Source organism: Streptomyces sp. NPDC102402 (assembly GCF_044765765.1).
Classification (GTDB): Bacteria; Actinomycetota; Actinomycetes; order Streptomycetales; family Streptomycetaceae; genus Streptomyces.
In genome coordinates this window covers 88233-104206 of sequence record NZ_JBIWKR010000012.1, presented here as the reverse complement: position 1 = coordinate 104206, position 15974 = coordinate 88233, and the positions used below count along the sequence as shown (strand labels likewise).

The following is a 15974-nucleotide window of genomic DNA, read 5'->3' as shown; positions in this document are numbered from 1 at the left end:
AGCGGTGTGTCCGGTCGGCGGCGGTCCGGTCGGTGTCCTCAGCGCCGCTCGCCGGAGCTGTGCCAACGGCCCACGACGGCCTGCGAGGCCAGCGTGAAGAGGGTGTACACCGCGATGCCGAACAGCGAGGCCAGGGCGATGGCGGCGATGAGGTCCTCCGAGCGCAGTGTCGCCCGGTAGGTGTCGAGGAGGGTGCCGATGCCGGGCTCGCCCTTGGCGAAGAACATGTCGCCGAGGATCGCCCCGATGACGACCTGCCCGGAGGCGATGCGCATCCCGGTGAAGACGGACGGCAGTGCGGCCGGCAGTTCGAGGCGTACCAGGCGCGACAGCCTGGAGGCCCGGCCGAGCGTGAACAGTTCGTGCAGGCCCTTGTCGACGGAGCGCAGGCCGAAGTGGGTGTTGGTGATCACGGGGAACAGCGCGATCATCACGCAGACGATGATCCGGGAGCCCGTACCGAAGCCGAACCAGAGGCCGATGAGCGGGACGATCGCGAGGACCGGGATGACCTGGAGCATGACGGCGTACGGGTAGACGAGACGCTCGATCCAGCGGGCCTGGTTCATCGTCGCGCCTGCACCGACTCCGATCAGCGCCGCGAGGACGAAGCCGATGGCGGCGATCCGGGCCGTCACGCCGAGCGCCTGGAGCATGGGTTCCAGGTGGGTGGGGTCGGCGAGCGACCGGGAGACCACCTGGTGCGGGGGCGGGAGGAGGAAGCGCCGGGCGGGGTCCAGCAGGAGATAGCTGACGGCGTACCAGACGCCGATCCCCAGGGCCAGGGCGAGGGCGGGCACCGCGACAGCGGACAGGGCGCGCCGGGCGGCGGACGGGCGGCGGACCGCGCCGGCCGGCGTGACCGGAGCCGGGCGGGCGGCCCGGGTGGCGCCCGGCTCGGTGCGGCCCGGCTCGGTGCCGGGCGCTTCGGTGCCGGGCGCTTCGGTACCGGGCGCTTCGGTGCCGGGCGCTTCGGTGCCGGGCGCTTCGGTGCCGGGCGCGTCGGTACCGGGCGCGTCGGTGCCGGGCGGCTTTGTTCCGGGAGTATCCGTTCGGGGCGGTCGCGGGGCGGCGCCGGCGGGCGCGGGGGAGGCTGCGGTGCGGGTCATCGGACCTCCTGGATCAGTGCGGAGACGGCCGCGACGTGTTCGACGTAGCGCGGGTCGTAGCGGAGTTCGGGGCCGCGCGCGGCCGGCAGGTCGATGTCGACGACAGCGGCGATCCTGCCGGGGCGCGGGGACATGACGACGACGCGTCGGGCGAGCAGGACGGCCTCCGCGACGGAGTGGGTGACGAACAGCGCGGTGAAGCCCCGCTGTTCGTACAGGCGCAGGAGCTCGACCTGCATGTCCTGGCGGGTGAGTTCGTCCAGCGCGCCGAAGGGCTCGTCGAGGAGCATCACCTCGGGACGCAGCACCAGGGCGCGGGCGAGCGAGACCCGCATGCGCATGCCGCCGGAGAGGGCCCGGGGCAGCTGTCCGGCGAAGTCGGTGAGGCCGACGGCGTCGATGACCGCGTCGACGCGTTCCTCGCGTTCGGCCTTCGGCACCTTGGCCAGGCGGGCCAGCAGACCGATGTTGCGCCGGACCGTGCACCAGGGCAGGAGGGTCGCCTCCTGGAAGACGAATCCGACTGACGAGGTGTCCAGGGCGACCGAGCCGCCGGTGGGCTTCTCCAGTCCGGCGGCGAGACGCAGGAGAGTCGACTTGCCGCAGCCGGAAGGGCCGACGATGGCGGTGAACTCACCCGCCGGCACCTCCAGGGTGACGTCGTCGAGGGCCTGGGTGCCGGTGGGGTAGCGGACACCGACGTGGTCGAAGGAAACCCGGACCCCCTTCATCAGATGGCTGGCGTCCACGTCCTGCAGGGTGTCGACGAGGTGCACGGGCTCTCCGTTCTGCTGGTCCCGGGTGCCCGGCCCTGTCGGCGGGAGTGCGGGGGTGCCGGGCCGGAATGCACGTAAGTCTGTAACTGCATGTAACTCGACACAAGGACATGGGCGTTAACTTCGTGTGACACGGGCCGACTTGGGCCTTACCGGACCGCATATACGCCGCGACCTGAGGTTGCGGGACCCCATCGATCCCCTGCATCGCAGAACATGCAATCAACTTCCTCAAGAAATACGCCACGACTGATTGCATGTAATGGGGTCGTAACAGAGCTCCGTCACAGTGGCGCATCGACGCACACGGTCGCTCCGCTCCCCCGCCGCGGCCGTGTCCCCGGCGCAACCCGCGTATCCGGCAGATCCGGCACCCCGCCCTCCCGGCGCGACCCTCCCTGGAGAAACGCATGAAGCCCATGACCGTCCGCCGCTTCGGCGTCCTCGCCCTCACTCTCGGCCCGCTCGTCGCCGCCACCGCCTGCGGAGGCGGCGGCGGGGGTCCGGCCGCGGCGTCCGTGGACATCGCACCGGCCCCGGCAGCGCAGCGGCTCGACGGGGCGTGCCCCTCGACCGTCGTCGTCCAGCTCCAGTGGCAGCCCCAGTCCGACATGGGCGCGCTCTTCGAGATGCTGGGCCCCGGCTATCGGGTCGACACCTCGGACAAGTCCGTGACCGGCCCCCTCGTCGCCGCCGGCAAGGACACCGGCGTGAAGCTCACCCTCAAGGCGGGTGGGCCCGCCATCGGCTTCCAGTCCGTGCCGTCCCAGATGTACGCCGACGAATCCGTGGACTTCGGCCTCGTCCACTCCGACCAGCTCATCGCCGCCTCGGGCGGCCGCCGTGTCGTGGGTGTCACCCCGCTGCTCAAGTACAGCCCGGCGATGCTGATGTGGGATCCGTCGGCGCATCCCGGGCTCACCCTCGATTCCCTGGCCGGATCGGGTGCGACGGTGCTGGTGTCGAAGGACCAGTTCTACCCGGACTGGCTGGTCGCCAAGGGGCTGGTGAAGAAGAAGCAGATCGACACCGGCTACGACGGCAACCCGGCCCGCTTCGTCGGCGACCCCGACGTCGTCCAGCAGGGGTTCGCCAACTCCGAGCCCTACACGTACGAGAAGGAGACCCCCGCCTGGGGCAGGAAGGTCGGCTTCCAGCTCCTGAAGGACGCGGGCTACGACGTCTACGCCTCCAACCTCACCGTCCGCGCGGACCGGCTGAAGGAGCTGACGCCCTGCCTGGAGAGGCTGGTCCCCCTCGTGCAGAAGGCGGGAGCCGCCTATGCCCGCGCCCCGAGGAACACCAACGAGACGATCGTCGACGTGGTCTCCCAGGACAGCTCCTACTCCCCCTACACACAGGGCGAGGCCGACTACAGCGCCGCGTTCCTCAAGGACGAGGGGCTGATCGCCGAGGAGGCGGACGGCTCCCTGGGGACGTACGACATGAAGCGCGTCGCCTCGTTCACCGGTGAACTCGCCCCGGTGATACGCGAGAAGGGCTCGGCCGTGCCGGAGGATCTCAAGCCCGGAGACATCTTCACGGATGCCTTCACCGACCACACCGTCGGCCTCGGCTGACCGGGCCCCTCTCCGTCCCGCCGGGGCCCGCGCCGCGCGAACAGCGATGGCGCGGGCCCCTTCCGCGTGCGCGGCCGGTCCGGGTGCCTTCCAGGTGCACGCGGAGGGGGTGCGGGCCGCTTCTCCGTGTGCGCGGGACGGTCCGGTCGTCTCCTGCGTGCACGCGGAGGACAGGTCCGGCCCGGCGGCAGCGGGCACGCGAGCGCCCCGCGGTCGTGGCCGGGGCCACGTGCCGCGGGGCGCTCACACACCGGGCCGTATACGGGTGGGTCAGCCGCGCGGGGCGCCGGCGAAGTTCGCAGCGATGCGCTGCTTGATGTAGTCCCCGGCCGTGATCGGCGGATAGAGACCCCGCGGGCTCTCGATGAGCACGTCACGGTCGGCCTGCGCGAAGTAGGCGATGGACTGCCGGGCACCGTGGTCGTCGCCGGGACCGGGCGCCTTGACGCGGTGGAAGTTCGACGGCAGCCGGTCGTCGCTCCACCGCATCAGCATGTCCCCGATGTTGCAGGTGATGGCGTCGGCGGTGGCGGGCACCGGAGTCCACTCCTGCGCGTCGCGCTCCGCACCGGGGCAGACCTGGAGCCCGCCCTGGCCCTCCCGCTGGAAGAGCAGCGTGAGGCAGTCGAAGTCGGTGTGCGCGCCGGCGCGCCACCACACCCCGGCACCGGCCAGGGCCTTCGGCGCCTCGAAGTAGTGCAGCAGGCGCAGCGTCGACTGGTGTCCGGCACTGTGCGGATCGTGGGCGCGGGCGAAGAAGTCGCTTTCCATGCCGAGCCGCTCGGCGAAGCAGGACAGCACTCTCATGGCCACGTCACGGCAGTGCGACTCGAAGGCGAGAACGGTCTCGCGGAAGCCCGCGGCCTCCTCGTCCGAGGGCCACAGGCCGTCCATGCGCGGGCGGGTGAGCTGGTAGGACTCCTTCTCGTCGGGGGTGCCGACGGAGGGCCGGACCTGGCTGCGGTGTTCCCAGCCCGCGTTCGTGCCCGGCTCCATGGCGTACCGCTGCTTGACGTCCGCGGGCAGGGCGAAGAAGGCGGCCGAGGCCGCGAAGGCCGCGTCGGTCTCCTCCGGGGTGATCCCGTGTCCGGTGATCTGGAAGAAGCCGATGTCCGTGGCGGCCTCCCAGAGCTGTTCGCCGATCTCGGCGCGCCGCTCCTCGAAGTCGGTCAGATCGACGCGCCGGATGTCGCGCCGCGCGGTCTCCTCACCGGGTCCTCCCATCGCGGACTCCCGGTCGAGTTCGACCATGGAGGCGGTGGGGCCGGTGGGGGCGTGGGGGGCCTCCGGCAGGGCGGTGTCCTGGGCGTGCTGTCTCATCGCGGTGTCTCCCTGTGCGCATCTCGCGGGTGTGGGTGCGAGGTGCAGTCACCGCCCCTGCTCCTCGTCCGCATCCCCCGGACGGAACCCGTTCCCCGGGTCCGTACGGGACGCGGCTGCGCCGGCCGGGGCCGTGAGGGCCGGGATCCGGGGGCGCGGCTGGCACGACCTGGGCCGTACGCGATAGGACGAGCCTGCCCGCACCGTGTTGCGGCCGCGTATCGGGGCGTTACGCCCGTGTTCCGATCCGGCGGCGGGCATGCGTCCGGGCGGCGCAACAGGACGGAAACATCGGCCGTTTACCGTCGGGGCCACACCGGTCATGGCTGCAACGGCCGGTGGGCGCCGCCGCTCCGGCGAGCACCTCGCCGCAGGACGTCGCGAACCAGCCGTCGGCATCTTCCCTTTCACCGAGGAGGAGCGATGGCACACGGTTGCCTCGTCCCACGCGCCACCCGCCCCGCAGGTCCCGCCCACCGCAGCGGTGAGGGGGTCCGATGACGCTCGTCGACCTCGTCACCGACGTCACCGTGTGGAGCCGGGGTGCGTGGCTCCCCGGCCAGGACGTACGGATCGCGGACGGCCGGGTGGTCTCCGTCGAGCCCGCCGGTCGCGTCTCCGTGCCGGTGGGCGCGCATGTCGTGGACGGTTCGGGGGGCCATCTGATCCCGGGCCTCGTGAACACGCACACCCATCTCCACCAGGCGCGGATGCGTGGGATCGGCGAGGGGCAGCCACTGCTCGCGTGGCTGCACCTGGTCGGCGAGGAGACGGTGGCTCTCACCCCGGAGCAGGCCTACACGGCGGCGGCCGCGGCGGCGCTGGAGGCGCTGCGCAGCGGAACCACCACCCTGGTCGAGCACATGTGGCCCCACCCCTCGACCGAGGTCCATGAAGCCGTGCTGCGGGCGCTCAAGGACTCGGGCATCCGTGCCGTGCTCGGCCGGGGTGTCTGCGACCGGCCGGACCCGAGCCGCCGGTGGGGCATGGACCCCCGGCTGATGGAGCCGCTGGACGAGGTGTTCGCGCACACCGACGCGCTGAGCGCGGCGGCGCTCGGCAGTCGCGTCGGGGTCGGTCTCGCGGTCCCCAACCCCCGGACGCTGACTCCCGAAGGCATGCGGGAGGTGAGGGCGTTCGCCGAGGAGCGCGGCATGCCCGTCTCCATCCATCTGCTGGAGACGCCGACCGACGAGGTCATGTGCAGGGAACGCGCGGGGGTCGGTGCGGTGGAGTACCTGGCGGAGGCCGGCTTCCTCTGGGACCGGCTGCTCGCGGTGCACTGCGTCGAGCTGGACACCGCCGGGCAGCGCACCCTCGCCGCGCACGGGGTGGCCGTCTCGTACAACCCGTTGAGCAACATGCGTCTCGGCAGCGGGATCGCCCCGGTCCCCGACTTCCTCGCGGCCGGGCTGCGCGTCGGCATCGGGGTCGACGGGGCGGCGAGCAACGACACGCAGGACGTCATGGAGGCGCTGCGGATCGGTTCCTACCTCCAGCGTGCGGCCCGCCGGCAGGCCGATCTGCTGGGCTTCGAGCAGATGATCGCGATGGGCACGGACGGGGCGAACGCCGCCCTGGGTCTGGAGTCCCGGCCGCTCGGCGTCGTACCCGGCGTGCAGGCCGACCTCGTGCTCCACCGCTTCGCCCGCGACTACGCGGTGCTCCCGGTTCGGGATCCCGGCTCGACCCTGCTGACCTGCGCGGGAGGCCGGACCGTCGAAGCGGTCCTGGTGGCCGGCGAGGCCGTCGTCGTCGACGGGCGCAGCACCCGGATCGATGAGGAGGACCTCGTCGCGAGACTGCTGCGGACCACAGCCGTACCGGTGGGGGCCGCCTCACCGCGCTGAGCTCACGTACCGGACCGGAAGGGTGCGACCAACTCCACCTCCTGACCGGCGGTGTTCACCAGACGGGCCACGCCGGGGCCGGCGTCCTCGGCGTACGCGTGGTGGTCCGGTGTGCACGGCCGCCAGCCGTGGTGCGGGGCCTGCGCCAGCAGGGTGGCGAGCACGGTACGGTCCCGGACGTGGAACGCCGGGCGGGCGGCACCGGAACCCGGGCTCTCGGGCAGGCCGGGTGCGTGCTCGACCACGACATAGCTGTCGCCCCGCCGCCAGCTCCGGCCGTACGCCCAGCTCTGGTACGGGACATGGCCCAGCCGGCCGAGCAGCCAGCCCCATTCCGCGGCGGCCTGCGCGAGGTCGGGCACGCACAGCGCGACGTGGTGGAGACGGCCGGTGGGGGCGGCGGCCACCGGCAGCGGGACGGCGCGCCGTGTCCCCAGCGGTGCGTAGGCGACGGTGTCGGCGTCCTCGTGCCAGTGGATCAGGAAGCGCTGCTCGGCGCGGTAACCGTCCAGGCCCGCACGGCAGTACGCGACCATGTCGTCGGGCAGCGCGTCCAGGGGGAACCAGTCCAGCTCGGAGCACTTGTCCGGCTCCGCGTTGCGGGGCGGGCGGGCTGGGTCGTAGGCAGCTTCGAAGAACCAGCCGATCCGGGGGTTCCCGCCAGGCCCGCGGTGCTGCATGACCAGCGCCACCCGGAGCTCCTCCGGATCCAGCTCGACGCCGATCTCCTCGGCGGTCTCCCGGATCATGGCCGCCCGGACGTCCTCGCCGTCCTCCGTGTGGCCTGAGGGGGCGTGGAGCAGCCCGTCCGCGTATCCCGTGCCGGACCGCCGGGCGAGCAGGACGTCGGGGCCCCGGCGCAGGATCAGGTGGACGTCGACGACCTCGCGGTGCCGGAGGGGAGGCTCGGCCCGGGCCACCAGGGCGTACCGCTCGTCGTCGACCTCCTTGCCCCAGAGCCGTGAGTCCTCGGAGAGCGGCTCGTGGTGGACGCGCTCCGTGTGCGCGGCGAGGAGTGCGGTGAGCCGGGCCGCGGAGAGGCCGGTGCCGTTCCACACGCCTTCGATCAGGACCAGCCGGCCGCCCGGCCGCAGCAGCGAGAACCAGTGCCGCAGGGCGGCCGCGGGGTCGGGCAGCAGCCACACCGTGTGCCGGGCGAGGATCACGTCGAACCGCTGCGGGCCGACCGGAGGGTGTCCCGCGTCGCCGACGAGCACCTCGGTGCCGGTCCCCGCCAGCTTGGCCCGCGCCCGCTCCACCATGCGCGGCGACCGGTCGACGGCGGTGACCCGGTGTCCCTGTCCGGCGACGAGCAGGGAGAGGCTGCCCGTACCGCACCCGAGGTCGAGGACCGCGGAGCGCGCGGTGGGCAGCCAGGTCTCCATCCGCTGGGCCCACGCGCTGCGGACCACCGGGTCGCGGAGACCGTGGTCGGGCTCCTCGTCGAAGGAGTCGGCGGCGGCGTCCCAGTCGATCGTGGTCATACCCGGCATCCTCTCAGCCGCCGCCGACAGTCCGTCATGCCCGGAGCCGTCCCAGCACCTTCCGCGCCAGGGGCCACGCGAGGATCAGCGCGACGACGGCGTACACGGTGACGGAGAACGGGGTGTTGACCAGTCCCGTCACGCTGCCGTCGCTGATCTGCAGGGCGCGCCGCAGCTGCTGTTCGGCGGACGGGCCGAGGATGACCGCGATGATCGCGGGCAGCACCGGCAGTCCGTAGCGCCGCATTCCGAAGCCGATCAGCCCGATCACCAGCAGGATCACCAGGTCGACGGCCTCCCCGCCGACGGCGTACGCGCCGACCGCGGCGAAGAAGAGGATGCCCGCGTAGAGGTAGGGGCGCGGGATCTTCAGCAGCTTCGCCCAGAGCGGGGCGAGGGGCAGGTTCAGTGCGAGCAGCAGCACCATGCCGACGAAGAGCGAGGCGATCAGTCCCCAGACCAGCTCGGGTTCACGCTCGAACAGCAGGGGGCCGGGCTGGATGCCGTACTGCTGGAAGGCGGCCAGCATGACTGCGGCGACGGCCGTGGTGGGCAGGCCGAGCGTGAGCATGGAGACCAGGGTTCCGGCGGCGGAGGCGGAGGCCGCGGACTCCGGTCCGGCGACGCCCTCGATGGCGCCCTTGCCGAATTCGTCGGGGTGCTTGGAGAGCCGCTTCTCCGTGACGTAGGAGAGGAAGGTGGGGATCTCCGCGCCACCCGCCGGGATCGCCCCGAACGGGAAGCCGATGAGGGGTCCGCGCAGCCAGGACTTCCAGGTGCGCCGGACGTCGTCCCCTCCCAGCCAGGGGCGGCCGACGGGGATCGGCTTCCCGCTGGTGCGGCGCAGGTGTGCGGCGACCCAGAGTGCTTCCCCGATGGCGAAGAGCCCGACGGCCACGATCACCACGTCGATGCCGTCGGCCAGTTGGAGCGAGCCGAAGGTCAGCCGCTGCTGCCCCGTCATCTGGTCCAGTCCGACGAGGCCGATGGTGAGGCCGATGAGGAGCGAGGCGAGGCCGCGGATCCGGGACGAGCCGAGGACGGAGGTGACGGCGATGAAGGCCAGCACCATGAGGGCGAAGTAGTCGGGGGCGCCGATGTCGACGGCCAGCGAGGCGACGGTCGGGGCGAGGACGACCAGCAGGATCGTGCCGATCATGCCTCCGGCGAAGTGGCCGACGGCCGCCGCGGCGAGCGCCTGCGCGCCGCGCCCGGCCTTCGCCATCGGGTTGCCCTCGATCGCCGCGACGACGGCCGCGCTCTCCCCCGGGGTGTTGAGGAGGATCGAGGTGGTGGAGCCGCCGAACATCGCGCCGTAGTAGATCCCGGCGAACATGATGAAGGCACCGGTCGGTTCGAGGCCGTACGTCACCGGCAGCAGCAGCGCCACGGCCATGGCGGGACCGATCCCGGGGAGTACGCCGATCGCGGTGCCGAGCAGGACGCCGAGCGCCGCCCAGAGCAGGTTGACCGGTGTGAGCGCCGTGCCGAAGCCGTCGATGAGGGAGTTGAGGGAATCCATCGGTCAGAGCACCCCCATCAGCGGGCCGCCCGGGAGGGGCACCCCGAGCAGGTTGTCGAAGACGAAGTAGGTCACCAGGGACAGTCCGGCCGCGATGAGCGGATCGCGGTCGAGGTGGCGGCTGCCGAGCGCGTAGGCGGAGCCCCAGAAGAGCAGGGCGCCGGAGATCGGGAAGCCGAGCGGGCCGATGAGGACGGCGAAGGCCAGGAAGACGCCGGTGAGCAGGGCGACGGTGCGCCGGTCGGCGGGTTCGCCGAGGTCGACGTCCTCGCCGGCCTCCGCCTCGCCGCGGCCGCCCCGCAGGACGTCGACGGCCAGCAGCACGGCGACGGCGAGCAGTCCGGTGCCCACGGCGACGGGGACGGTCTTCGGGCCGACGGGTCCGCGCTGGGTGATGTCGACGCTCATCGTCAGGGCGTCGGTCAGGACGAGGACGCCCAGCACGAGCAGCAGGACGCAGACGCCGAGTTCGGAGTGCTCGCGCAGCCAGGTGCGCGCACCGGTGGGCCGGGAAGGGGTGGTCGTCTCGTCGCTCACAGTCCCAGCTCCTCGAGGACGGTGGCGACCCGGCGGTCCTGGCCGTCCAGGAAGTCGCCGAAGTCGTCGCCGGTGAGGAAGGCGTCGTCCCAGCCGTTCTTCTCCATGGAGTCGCGCCACTGCTTCGAGGCGTGCAGTTCGCTCACCAGCCCGACGAGTTTGTCGCGTTCGGCCTCGGAGAGTCCCGGCGGGGCGACGATGCCGCGCCAGTTGGTGAAGTCGGTGTCGAGTCCGGCCTCGCGGAGGGTGGGCGCGTCGAGGCCGGGGACCCGCTTCGGTCCGGTGACGGCGAGCAGCCGCAGCTCACCGGCCTCGATCTGGTCGAGGTACTCGCCGACGCCCGAGACGCCGAAGCCGACCTTGTCGCCGAGGATCGAGGCGAGGAGTTCGCCGCCGCCGTCGAAGGGGACGTAGTTGACCTCCTTCGGGGCGATCCCGGCGGCCTTCGCCATCAGCATGGGGGCCAGGTGGTCCGGTCCGCCGGGCGAGGACCCGCCGCCGACCGGGATCTTCCCCGGGTCCTTCCTCCAGGCGGTGAGCAGCTCGCCGATCGTCCGGTACGGGGAGTCCTTCGCGACGACGACGATGTCCTGCTCCTCGGTGAGCCGGGCGATCGGGGTCGTGTCGGCGAGGGTCTTGGGCGACTTGTTGGTGTGGACGGCGCCGACGACGCCGAGGCCCATGGACATGGCGAGCTTGCCGTTGCCGCGCTCCGCGACCAGCCGGGTCACTCCGACGGTGCCGCCCGCGCCGGGCAGGTTGAACACCTCGATGCCGTGGGTGAGTCCGGCGTCCTCGGCGTTCTTCGCCGCGGTGCGCGCGGTGATGTCGTAACCGCCGCCGGGTGTGTTGGGAACCATGAAGCGCAGTCCGGGGATCTGCGTGCCGGTGTCGGAGCCGCTGCCGGAGGAGAGCAGGGGCGGCCCGACGACCACCAGCAGCGCCGCCCCGAACAGGGCGAGTGGTGTGCGCGGTCGCACCGGGTGCCGCCTTTCGAGCCGTAGGGGAGGGGTGTGAGGTGGCCCACATGTTGCCCGCGCGTCGACGCGCTGTCGCCGTTCCGGAATCAATGGACGTTGTGGTCGTTGTGGTCGCGCCCTACCGTGTCGGCGTGACGAACGTGCTGGTGGTGGACGACGACTTCATGGTCGCGAAGCTGCACAGCCGGTATGTGTCCGCATTGGACGGTTTTACGGTCGTCGGTGTGGCCCACACGGGCACCGAAGCCCTGCGCGCGGCCCGCCGGCTCCGTCCCGACCTGGTCCTGCTCGACATCTATCTCCCCGACATGGACGGGATCCAGGTGCTGCGGGAACTGCGCGCGGCCGAGGAGCGGGAGGGCGGCACCCACAGCACGGACGCCCTCTTCATCACGGCGGCCCGCGACGCCGGGGTGGTCAGGGCGGCCCTGCGGGCGGGCGCCCTCCACTACCTGATCAAGCCCTTCCACCGCTCGGCCCTGCAGGAGCAGCTGCAGCACGTGGCCTCGCTGCGCAACCGCCTGGACGCGCTGGACGAGGCCTGCCGGGAAGCCCGCCAGGAGGACGTGGACCGCATCTTCGGCACCCGCCCGCCGGGCTCCCGAGAACTCCCCAAGGGGCTGGCGGCCCATACCGCGGACCTGGTCGAACGCGTCCTGCGCGAGCACCCCGCGGGCCTCTCGGCCTCCGAGTGCGCCGAGGCCGGCTCCCTGTCCCGGGTCAGCGCGCGCCGCTACCTGGAGTACTTCGCGGTGACGGGGCGGGCCGAGGTGTCACTGCGGTACGGCGGGACGGGCCGGCCCGAGCGGCGCTACCGCGCGGTGTCCTGAGCCTCTCCCGCCCTATAGCTGTCCTGTTCATGTATCGCTCGGTCCCCGGCCATACGCTGCGTGTGAGCATGACATCAACTACCGGCAGCGTGTTCCAGGTTGGCGCAGATCAACCGAGGAGGACCCGTGGTCGCGTATTCCGTGTCCCGCAGGCAGATGTTCGGATTCGGCGGGGCGGCAGCCGCAGCGCTGATGCTCGGGACGGGGGCGTGGGAGACCGAGTCCGCGTTCGCCGCGCCCGCCCTGAAGGGTGACCCGTTCACCCTCGGCGTCGCCTCCGGCGACCCGGCGTCCGACGGCTTCGTGCTGTGGACGCGTCTGGCGCCCGACCCCTTCGCCGCGGACGGCATGGGCGGTATGCCGGCGAAGCCCGTCCGCGTCGCGTACGAGGTGGCCCTCGACGAGCGGTTCCGCCGCGTCGTGCGCCGCGGCAGCGTCGTCGCGTCCCCCGAACTCGCGCACTCCGTCCACCCCGAGGTGCACGGGCTCGCACCGGACCGCACGTACTGGTTCCGCTTCAAGGCCGGCTCCTCGATCTCCCCCGTGGGGCGCACGCGCACCACGCCCGCCCCGTGGCACTCCCCGCGCGAGCTGAAGTTCGCCTTCGCGTCCTGCCAGGCCTGGCAGGACGGCTACTTCACCGCGTACCACCACATGGCGCAGGAGGACCTGGACCTGGTGGTGCACCTCGGTGACTACCTCTACGAGTCCGGCGTCAAGACGAACAAGCGCGGGGTGAGCACCGACCCGAAGTTCCACACGGAGACCCTCGACCTCGCGCGCTACCGGCTGCAGTACGGCCTCTACAAGTCCGAGGCACCGCTGCGCGAGGCACACGCCAACTTCCCGTGGATCATGACCTTCGACGACCACGAGGTGGAGAACAACTGGGCGGACGAGACCTCCGAGAACGACGAGGACCCGAAAACCTTCCTGCTGCGCCGGGCCGCCGCCTTCCAGGCCCTCTACGAGCACGCACCGCTGCGCCGCACCCAGCTGCCCGACGGCCCCGACGTGCAGATGTACCGCCGGCTCCCCTACGGCCGGCTCGCCGACTTCACCATGCTCGACACCCGCCAGTACCGTGACGACCAGGCCTGCGGCGACGGCACCACGGCCGACTGCGCCGACCGCTTCGACGAGAACCGCACCCTGCTCGGGTCCCGGCAGCGGGACTGGGTGCTCAACGGCTTCAGCCGCTCGCAGGCACGCTGGCAGATCCTCGGCAACCAGGCACCGATGGGCCAGACCGACCAGGACCCGGGCACCGGTACGACGGTCTGGACCGACCCCTGGGACGGCTACGTCGCCGAGCGCAACCGGCTGCTGGCGGAGGCGGACACCCGCGGTGTGCGCAACCTGGTCGTCATCACGGGCGACCGCCACCAGAACTACGCCTGGGACCTGAAGCGCGACTACGCCGACCCGGAGTCGGCGACCGTGGGTTCGGAGTTCGTGGGCACCTCGGTCACGAGCGGCGGCGACGGCGCCGACATGACGGCCCAGGGCCAGACGTTCCTCGCGGCCAACCCGCACATGAAGTTCTTCAACAGCCAGCGCGGTTACGCCCGCGTGACGGTGAACCGCGAGCGGTGGACGACCGACTTCCGCGTCCTGCCCTTCGTGACGAAGCCGGACGCCACCATCAGCACGCGCGCGAGCGTGGTCGTGGAGGACGGCACGCCGGGTGTGCAGGTCTGACGCCCCGCCGTCCCGGCTGCCGGGCGGGGCCGTCCGGAGGGACAGCCCGGCCGGGGGCGTCGCCGGTCCTCCACGCGGAGGGTCAGGGGCCGCCCCCGGGAGGTACGCGACCGGGGCTTCCTGAGCCCTCCCCTAACCGTCCCTTAAGCCCACCATAACGATCCCCACCTGCGCCTTCTCGTGCCCGGATCCCGTCTCCGCGGCGGCTAGCTTGCTGATCACCACCTGGTCAACAGCCGTGCCGCCGAAGGAGAACCACCACCATGGCCGTCATCACCACCGCCCGCCGCAGGGTCGCCGGAAGCATCGTCGCGCTGGGCGTCGCGCCTCTCGCGCTGACCGGGCTCGCCGCCGCGCCGGCCGCCGCCCACGGTTCGCTGAGCGATCCGGTCAGCCGGGTCTCGGCCTGCTTCGCGGAGGGGCCGGAGAACCCGCGGTCGGCGGCCTGCAAGGCCGCGGTGGCGTCCGGCGGGACCCAGGCGCTGTACGACTGGAACGGCGTGAACATCGCCAACGCGGCGGGCAACCACCGTCAGCTCATCCCGGACGGCAAGCTGTGCAGCGCGGGCAACGACAAGTTCAAGGGCCTCGACCTGCCGCGTGCCGACTGGCCGTCCACGCCCATGAAGGCGGGCGGCCACACCTTCGAGTTCCGGGCGACCGCTCCGCACAAGGGCACGTTCGAGCTCTACCTCACCAAGGCGGGTTACGACCCGGCGCAGCCCCTGAAGTGGTCGGACCTCCAGGAGAAGCCGTTCGCCACGGCCACCGACCCGACGCTGGTGAACGGGTCGTACGTCTTCGACGGAACCGTGCCGCAGGCGTCCGGACGGCAGTTGATCTACACGGTCTGGCAGCGGTCGGACTCCCCCGAGGCCTTCTACGCCTGCTCCGACGTGGTCTTCGGCGGCGGGAGCGCCGGTGGAGGCGAGGACACCACGGAGGCGGCCCCGGCCCCGGCCGCGTCCGCCCCGTCCGAGGAGGAGATCGACGAGGGCGCGGAGAAGTCCTCCGTCGAGCACCACGGCCACGGTGACGACGACGCGGCGACCGGCGCGGAGGTGACCGAGGCGGCCGCCCCGGCCGGGGACACGGGCAACGCCGAGGACGCCGGAGCGAACGCGCCCGAGCCGAACAACGTCGCCGCCTCCCCGGCGGACGCCGTGCCCGCCGACGACGTGCTGGCCGAGACGGGTGGCAGCAGCACCTCGTACCTCGCGATGGGCGGAGCCGCCGCGCTGGCCCTCGGTGCGAGCGCCCTGTTCGTCTCGGTCCGGCGCCGGTCCTCGGGCGGCGCGCACCGCGCCTGATCACGCGGCTGCCGGGCTCCCGTCACACCGGGGGCCCGGCAGCGCGTTCTCAGCTCACGGCCGAGGCGCAGGTGGTCGGGGTGGCGCGCGCCGGGTCGAGGGCGTTCGCCACTTCGTGGAAGGCGATCCTGTCGATGGTCCCGATCGCGACGTGCTCGGACAGGTCGACCGGGCACAGGTCCTGGAGCAGGACGTTGCGTACGTCCGGCCCACTCAGGTACTGCGTGCGGTACGGGGTGACGACCTCGTCGTACCGGGTCGCGATGACGGTGTAGCGGACCCCGGGCACGGTGTCGCCGCCCGCGTTGAGCTTGGTGATGAAGGCGGAGCCGGCGACCTGGTCGGCGAGGCCGGGGGTGTTCATGGTGAGGAGGTCCTCGACCCCGGGGAAGTACGGCAGCAGCTTCGTGAGGCCCAGGAGCGTGGTGCCGTGGTTGTCGGGGGCGATCCCGACGAGGGCGTTCACCTTCGCGGCGCCGCCGAGGAACTTCAGGTAGTAGTTGGGCATCATGCCGCCCTGGGAATGGCCGACGAGGTCGGCCTTCGGGGCGCCGGTGGCCCCGAGCACCTTGTCGACGAAGACGTCGAGCTGTCCTGCCGACTTGTCGATCGGGCCGAGTCCGTTGAAGAACGGCACACCCGGGAGCTGTCCGTAGTCGAGCGAGAAGACGCAGTAGCCCCGGCTGACGAGGTACGGCGCGAGGACCAGCCAGTTGTCGACCGAGTTCCCGAAGGTCCCGTGGACGAGGACGACCGGGCGGGGGTGGGCTGCGGAGGGCTTGCAGGCGTAGTCGTTCCATCCACGGGACGGAGCGGCGGCCTGGGCGGGAGCGGCGGTCGCGGTCGCCGTGGGGGCGACGAGCGCGGCGAGGGTGAGGAGCAGCGCGGCAAGCGTGCGGCGAGCGCGTGGGGTGCGCGGGGCACGGGTCCAGGGCAGCATCGGGTGTTCTCCTTGCGGCTCAAGGGAGTTGCGAT

At 72.1% G+C, this 15974-nt stretch carries 13 protein-coding genes; 5 read left to right on the top strand and 8 right to left on the bottom strand.

The features are described 5' to 3' along the window. Nucleotides 1-38: 38 nt before the first annotated feature. The gene (locus ACIRJR_RS28420) at nucleotides 39-1109 is read right to left on the bottom strand and encodes an ABC transporter permease subunit (protein WP_403785791.1); all 1071 of its coding nucleotides are present in this window, start codon (nucleotides 1107-1109) and stop codon (nucleotides 39-41) included. Beyond that, a complete protein-coding gene (locus ACIRJR_RS28415; RefSeq protein WP_403785789.1) occupies nucleotides 1106-1885 on the bottom strand; it encodes an ABC transporter ATP-binding protein in 780 nt (259 codons plus the stop codon). The genes ACIRJR_RS28420 and ACIRJR_RS28415 overlap by 4 nt, the downstream gene beginning before the upstream one ends. 410 nt (nucleotides 1886-2295) lie before the next feature. Here ACIRJR_RS28415 and ACIRJR_RS28410 point away from each other — a divergent pair, with 410 nt between their 5' ends. Then, complete coding sequence (locus tag ACIRJR_RS28410) at nucleotides 2296-3465, top strand: ABC transporter substrate-binding protein (protein WP_403785787.1); 1170 nt, start codon at nucleotides 2296-2298, stop codon at nucleotides 3463-3465. Nucleotides 3466-3735: 270 nt separating this feature from the next. Here the strand turns inward: ACIRJR_RS28410 and ACIRJR_RS28405 are convergent, their stop codons facing one another. Further along, complete coding sequence (locus ACIRJR_RS28405; protein ID WP_403785785.1) at nucleotides 3736-4785, bottom strand: isopenicillin N synthase family dioxygenase; 1050 nt, start codon at nucleotides 4783-4785, stop codon at nucleotides 3736-3738. Nucleotides 4786-5282: 497 nt separating this feature from the next. On the opposite strand from ACIRJR_RS28405, the gene ACIRJR_RS28400 reads away from it, so the two are divergent. After that, the gene (locus tag ACIRJR_RS28400; protein WP_403785783.1) at nucleotides 5283-6635 is read left to right on the top strand and encodes an amidohydrolase family protein; all 1353 of its coding nucleotides are present in this window, start codon (nucleotides 5283-5285) and stop codon (nucleotides 6633-6635) included. 2 nt (nucleotides 6636-6637) lie between these two features. Here the strand turns inward: ACIRJR_RS28400 and ACIRJR_RS28395 are convergent, their stop codons facing one another. From ACIRJR_RS28395 to ACIRJR_RS28380, 4 genes are read right to left on the bottom strand one after another with little or no spacing between them, the layout of a single operon-like run. After that, nucleotides 6638-8119, bottom strand: coding sequence for a trifunctional class I SAM-dependent methyltransferase/NUDIX hydrolase/VOC family protein (locus ACIRJR_RS28395; protein WP_403785781.1), 1482 nt, complete (start codon nucleotides 8117-8119; stop codon nucleotides 6638-6640). Nucleotides 8120-8153: 34 nt separating this feature from the next. Beyond that, nucleotides 8154-9641 carry a tripartite tricarboxylate transporter permease gene (locus tag ACIRJR_RS28390; RefSeq protein WP_403785779.1) on the bottom strand — a complete coding sequence of 496 codons (1488 nt, stop codon included), beginning with the start codon at nucleotides 9639-9641 and terminating at the stop codon, nucleotides 8154-8156. A 3-nt stretch (nucleotides 9642-9644) separates the two neighbouring features. Next, on the bottom strand, nucleotides 9645-10178 hold the full coding sequence (locus tag ACIRJR_RS28385; RefSeq protein ID WP_403785777.1) for a tripartite tricarboxylate transporter TctB family protein: 534 nt from the start codon (nucleotides 10176-10178) through the stop codon (nucleotides 9645-9647). Then, nucleotides 10175-11158 carry a Bug family tripartite tricarboxylate transporter substrate binding protein gene (locus ACIRJR_RS28380; RefSeq protein ID WP_403785775.1) on the bottom strand — a complete coding sequence of 328 codons (984 nt, stop codon included), beginning with the start codon at nucleotides 11156-11158 and terminating at the stop codon, nucleotides 10175-10177. Before ACIRJR_RS28380 ends, ACIRJR_RS28385 begins: the two co-directional genes overlap by 4 nt. An 89-nt stretch (nucleotides 11159-11247) precedes the next feature. Here ACIRJR_RS28380 and ACIRJR_RS28375 point away from each other — a divergent pair, with 89 nt between their 5' ends. The 3 genes from ACIRJR_RS28375 (at nucleotide 11248) to ACIRJR_RS28365 (ending at nucleotide 14999) form a co-directional block, all read left to right on the top strand. After that, entirely contained in the window at nucleotides 11248-11988 is a 741-nt protein-coding gene (locus ACIRJR_RS28375; RefSeq protein ID WP_403785773.1) for a response regulator, read from the top strand. A 126-nt stretch (nucleotides 11989-12114) separates the two neighbouring features. Continuing rightward, the gene (locus ACIRJR_RS28370) at nucleotides 12115-13689 is read left to right on the top strand and encodes an alkaline phosphatase D family protein (RefSeq protein ID WP_403785771.1); all 1575 of its coding nucleotides are present in this window, start codon (nucleotides 12115-12117) and stop codon (nucleotides 13687-13689) included. Nucleotides 13690-13952: 263 nt separating this feature from the next. After that, nucleotides 13953-14999 (top strand): lytic polysaccharide monooxygenase, encoded by a 1047-nt coding sequence (locus ACIRJR_RS28365; RefSeq protein WP_403785769.1) that lies wholly within the window; start codon nucleotides 13953-13955, stop codon nucleotides 14997-14999. Between the two features lie 49 nt (nucleotides 15000-15048). On the opposite strand, the gene ACIRJR_RS28360 is transcribed toward ACIRJR_RS28365, so the two are convergent. After that, nucleotides 15049-15939 (bottom strand): esterase/lipase family protein, encoded by an 891-nt coding sequence (locus tag ACIRJR_RS28360; protein WP_403785767.1) that lies wholly within the window; start codon nucleotides 15937-15939, stop codon nucleotides 15049-15051. Nucleotides 15940-15974: the final 35 nt, after the last annotated feature.

Excerpts from the sequence above, each read along its gene's own strand:
- ACIRJR_RS28420 (WP_403785791.1), bottom strand. The coding sequence starts at position 1,109 with ATGACCCGCACCGCAGCCTCCCCCGCGCCCGCCGGCGCCGCCCCGCGA.
- ACIRJR_RS28410 (WP_403785787.1), top strand. The coding sequence starts at position 2,296 with ATGAAGCCCATGACCGTCCGCCGCTTCGGCGTCCTCGCCCTCACTCTC.
- ACIRJR_RS28405 (WP_403785785.1), bottom strand. The coding sequence starts at position 4,785 with ATGAGACAGCACGCCCAGGACACCGCCCTGCCGGAGGCCCCCCACGCC.
- ACIRJR_RS28400 (WP_403785783.1), top strand. The coding sequence starts at position 5,283 with ATGACGCTCGTCGACCTCGTCACCGACGTCACCGTGTGGAGCCGGGGT.
- ACIRJR_RS28395 (WP_403785781.1), bottom strand. The coding sequence starts at position 8,119 with ATGACCACGATCGACTGGGACGCCGCCGCCGACTCCTTCGACGAGGAG.
- ACIRJR_RS28390 (WP_403785779.1), bottom strand. The coding sequence starts at position 9,641 with ATGGATTCCCTCAACTCCCTCATCGACGGCTTCGGCACGGCGCTCACA.
- ACIRJR_RS28375 (WP_403785773.1), top strand. The coding sequence starts at position 11,248 with ATGGACGTTGTGGTCGTTGTGGTCGCGCCCTACCGTGTCGGCGTGACG.
- ACIRJR_RS28365 (WP_403785769.1), top strand. The coding sequence starts at position 13,953 with ATGGCCGTCATCACCACCGCCCGCCGCAGGGTCGCCGGAAGCATCGTC.
- ACIRJR_RS28360 (WP_403785767.1), bottom strand. The coding sequence starts at position 15,939 with ATGCTGCCCTGGACCCGTGCCCCGCGCACCCCACGCGCTCGCCGCACG.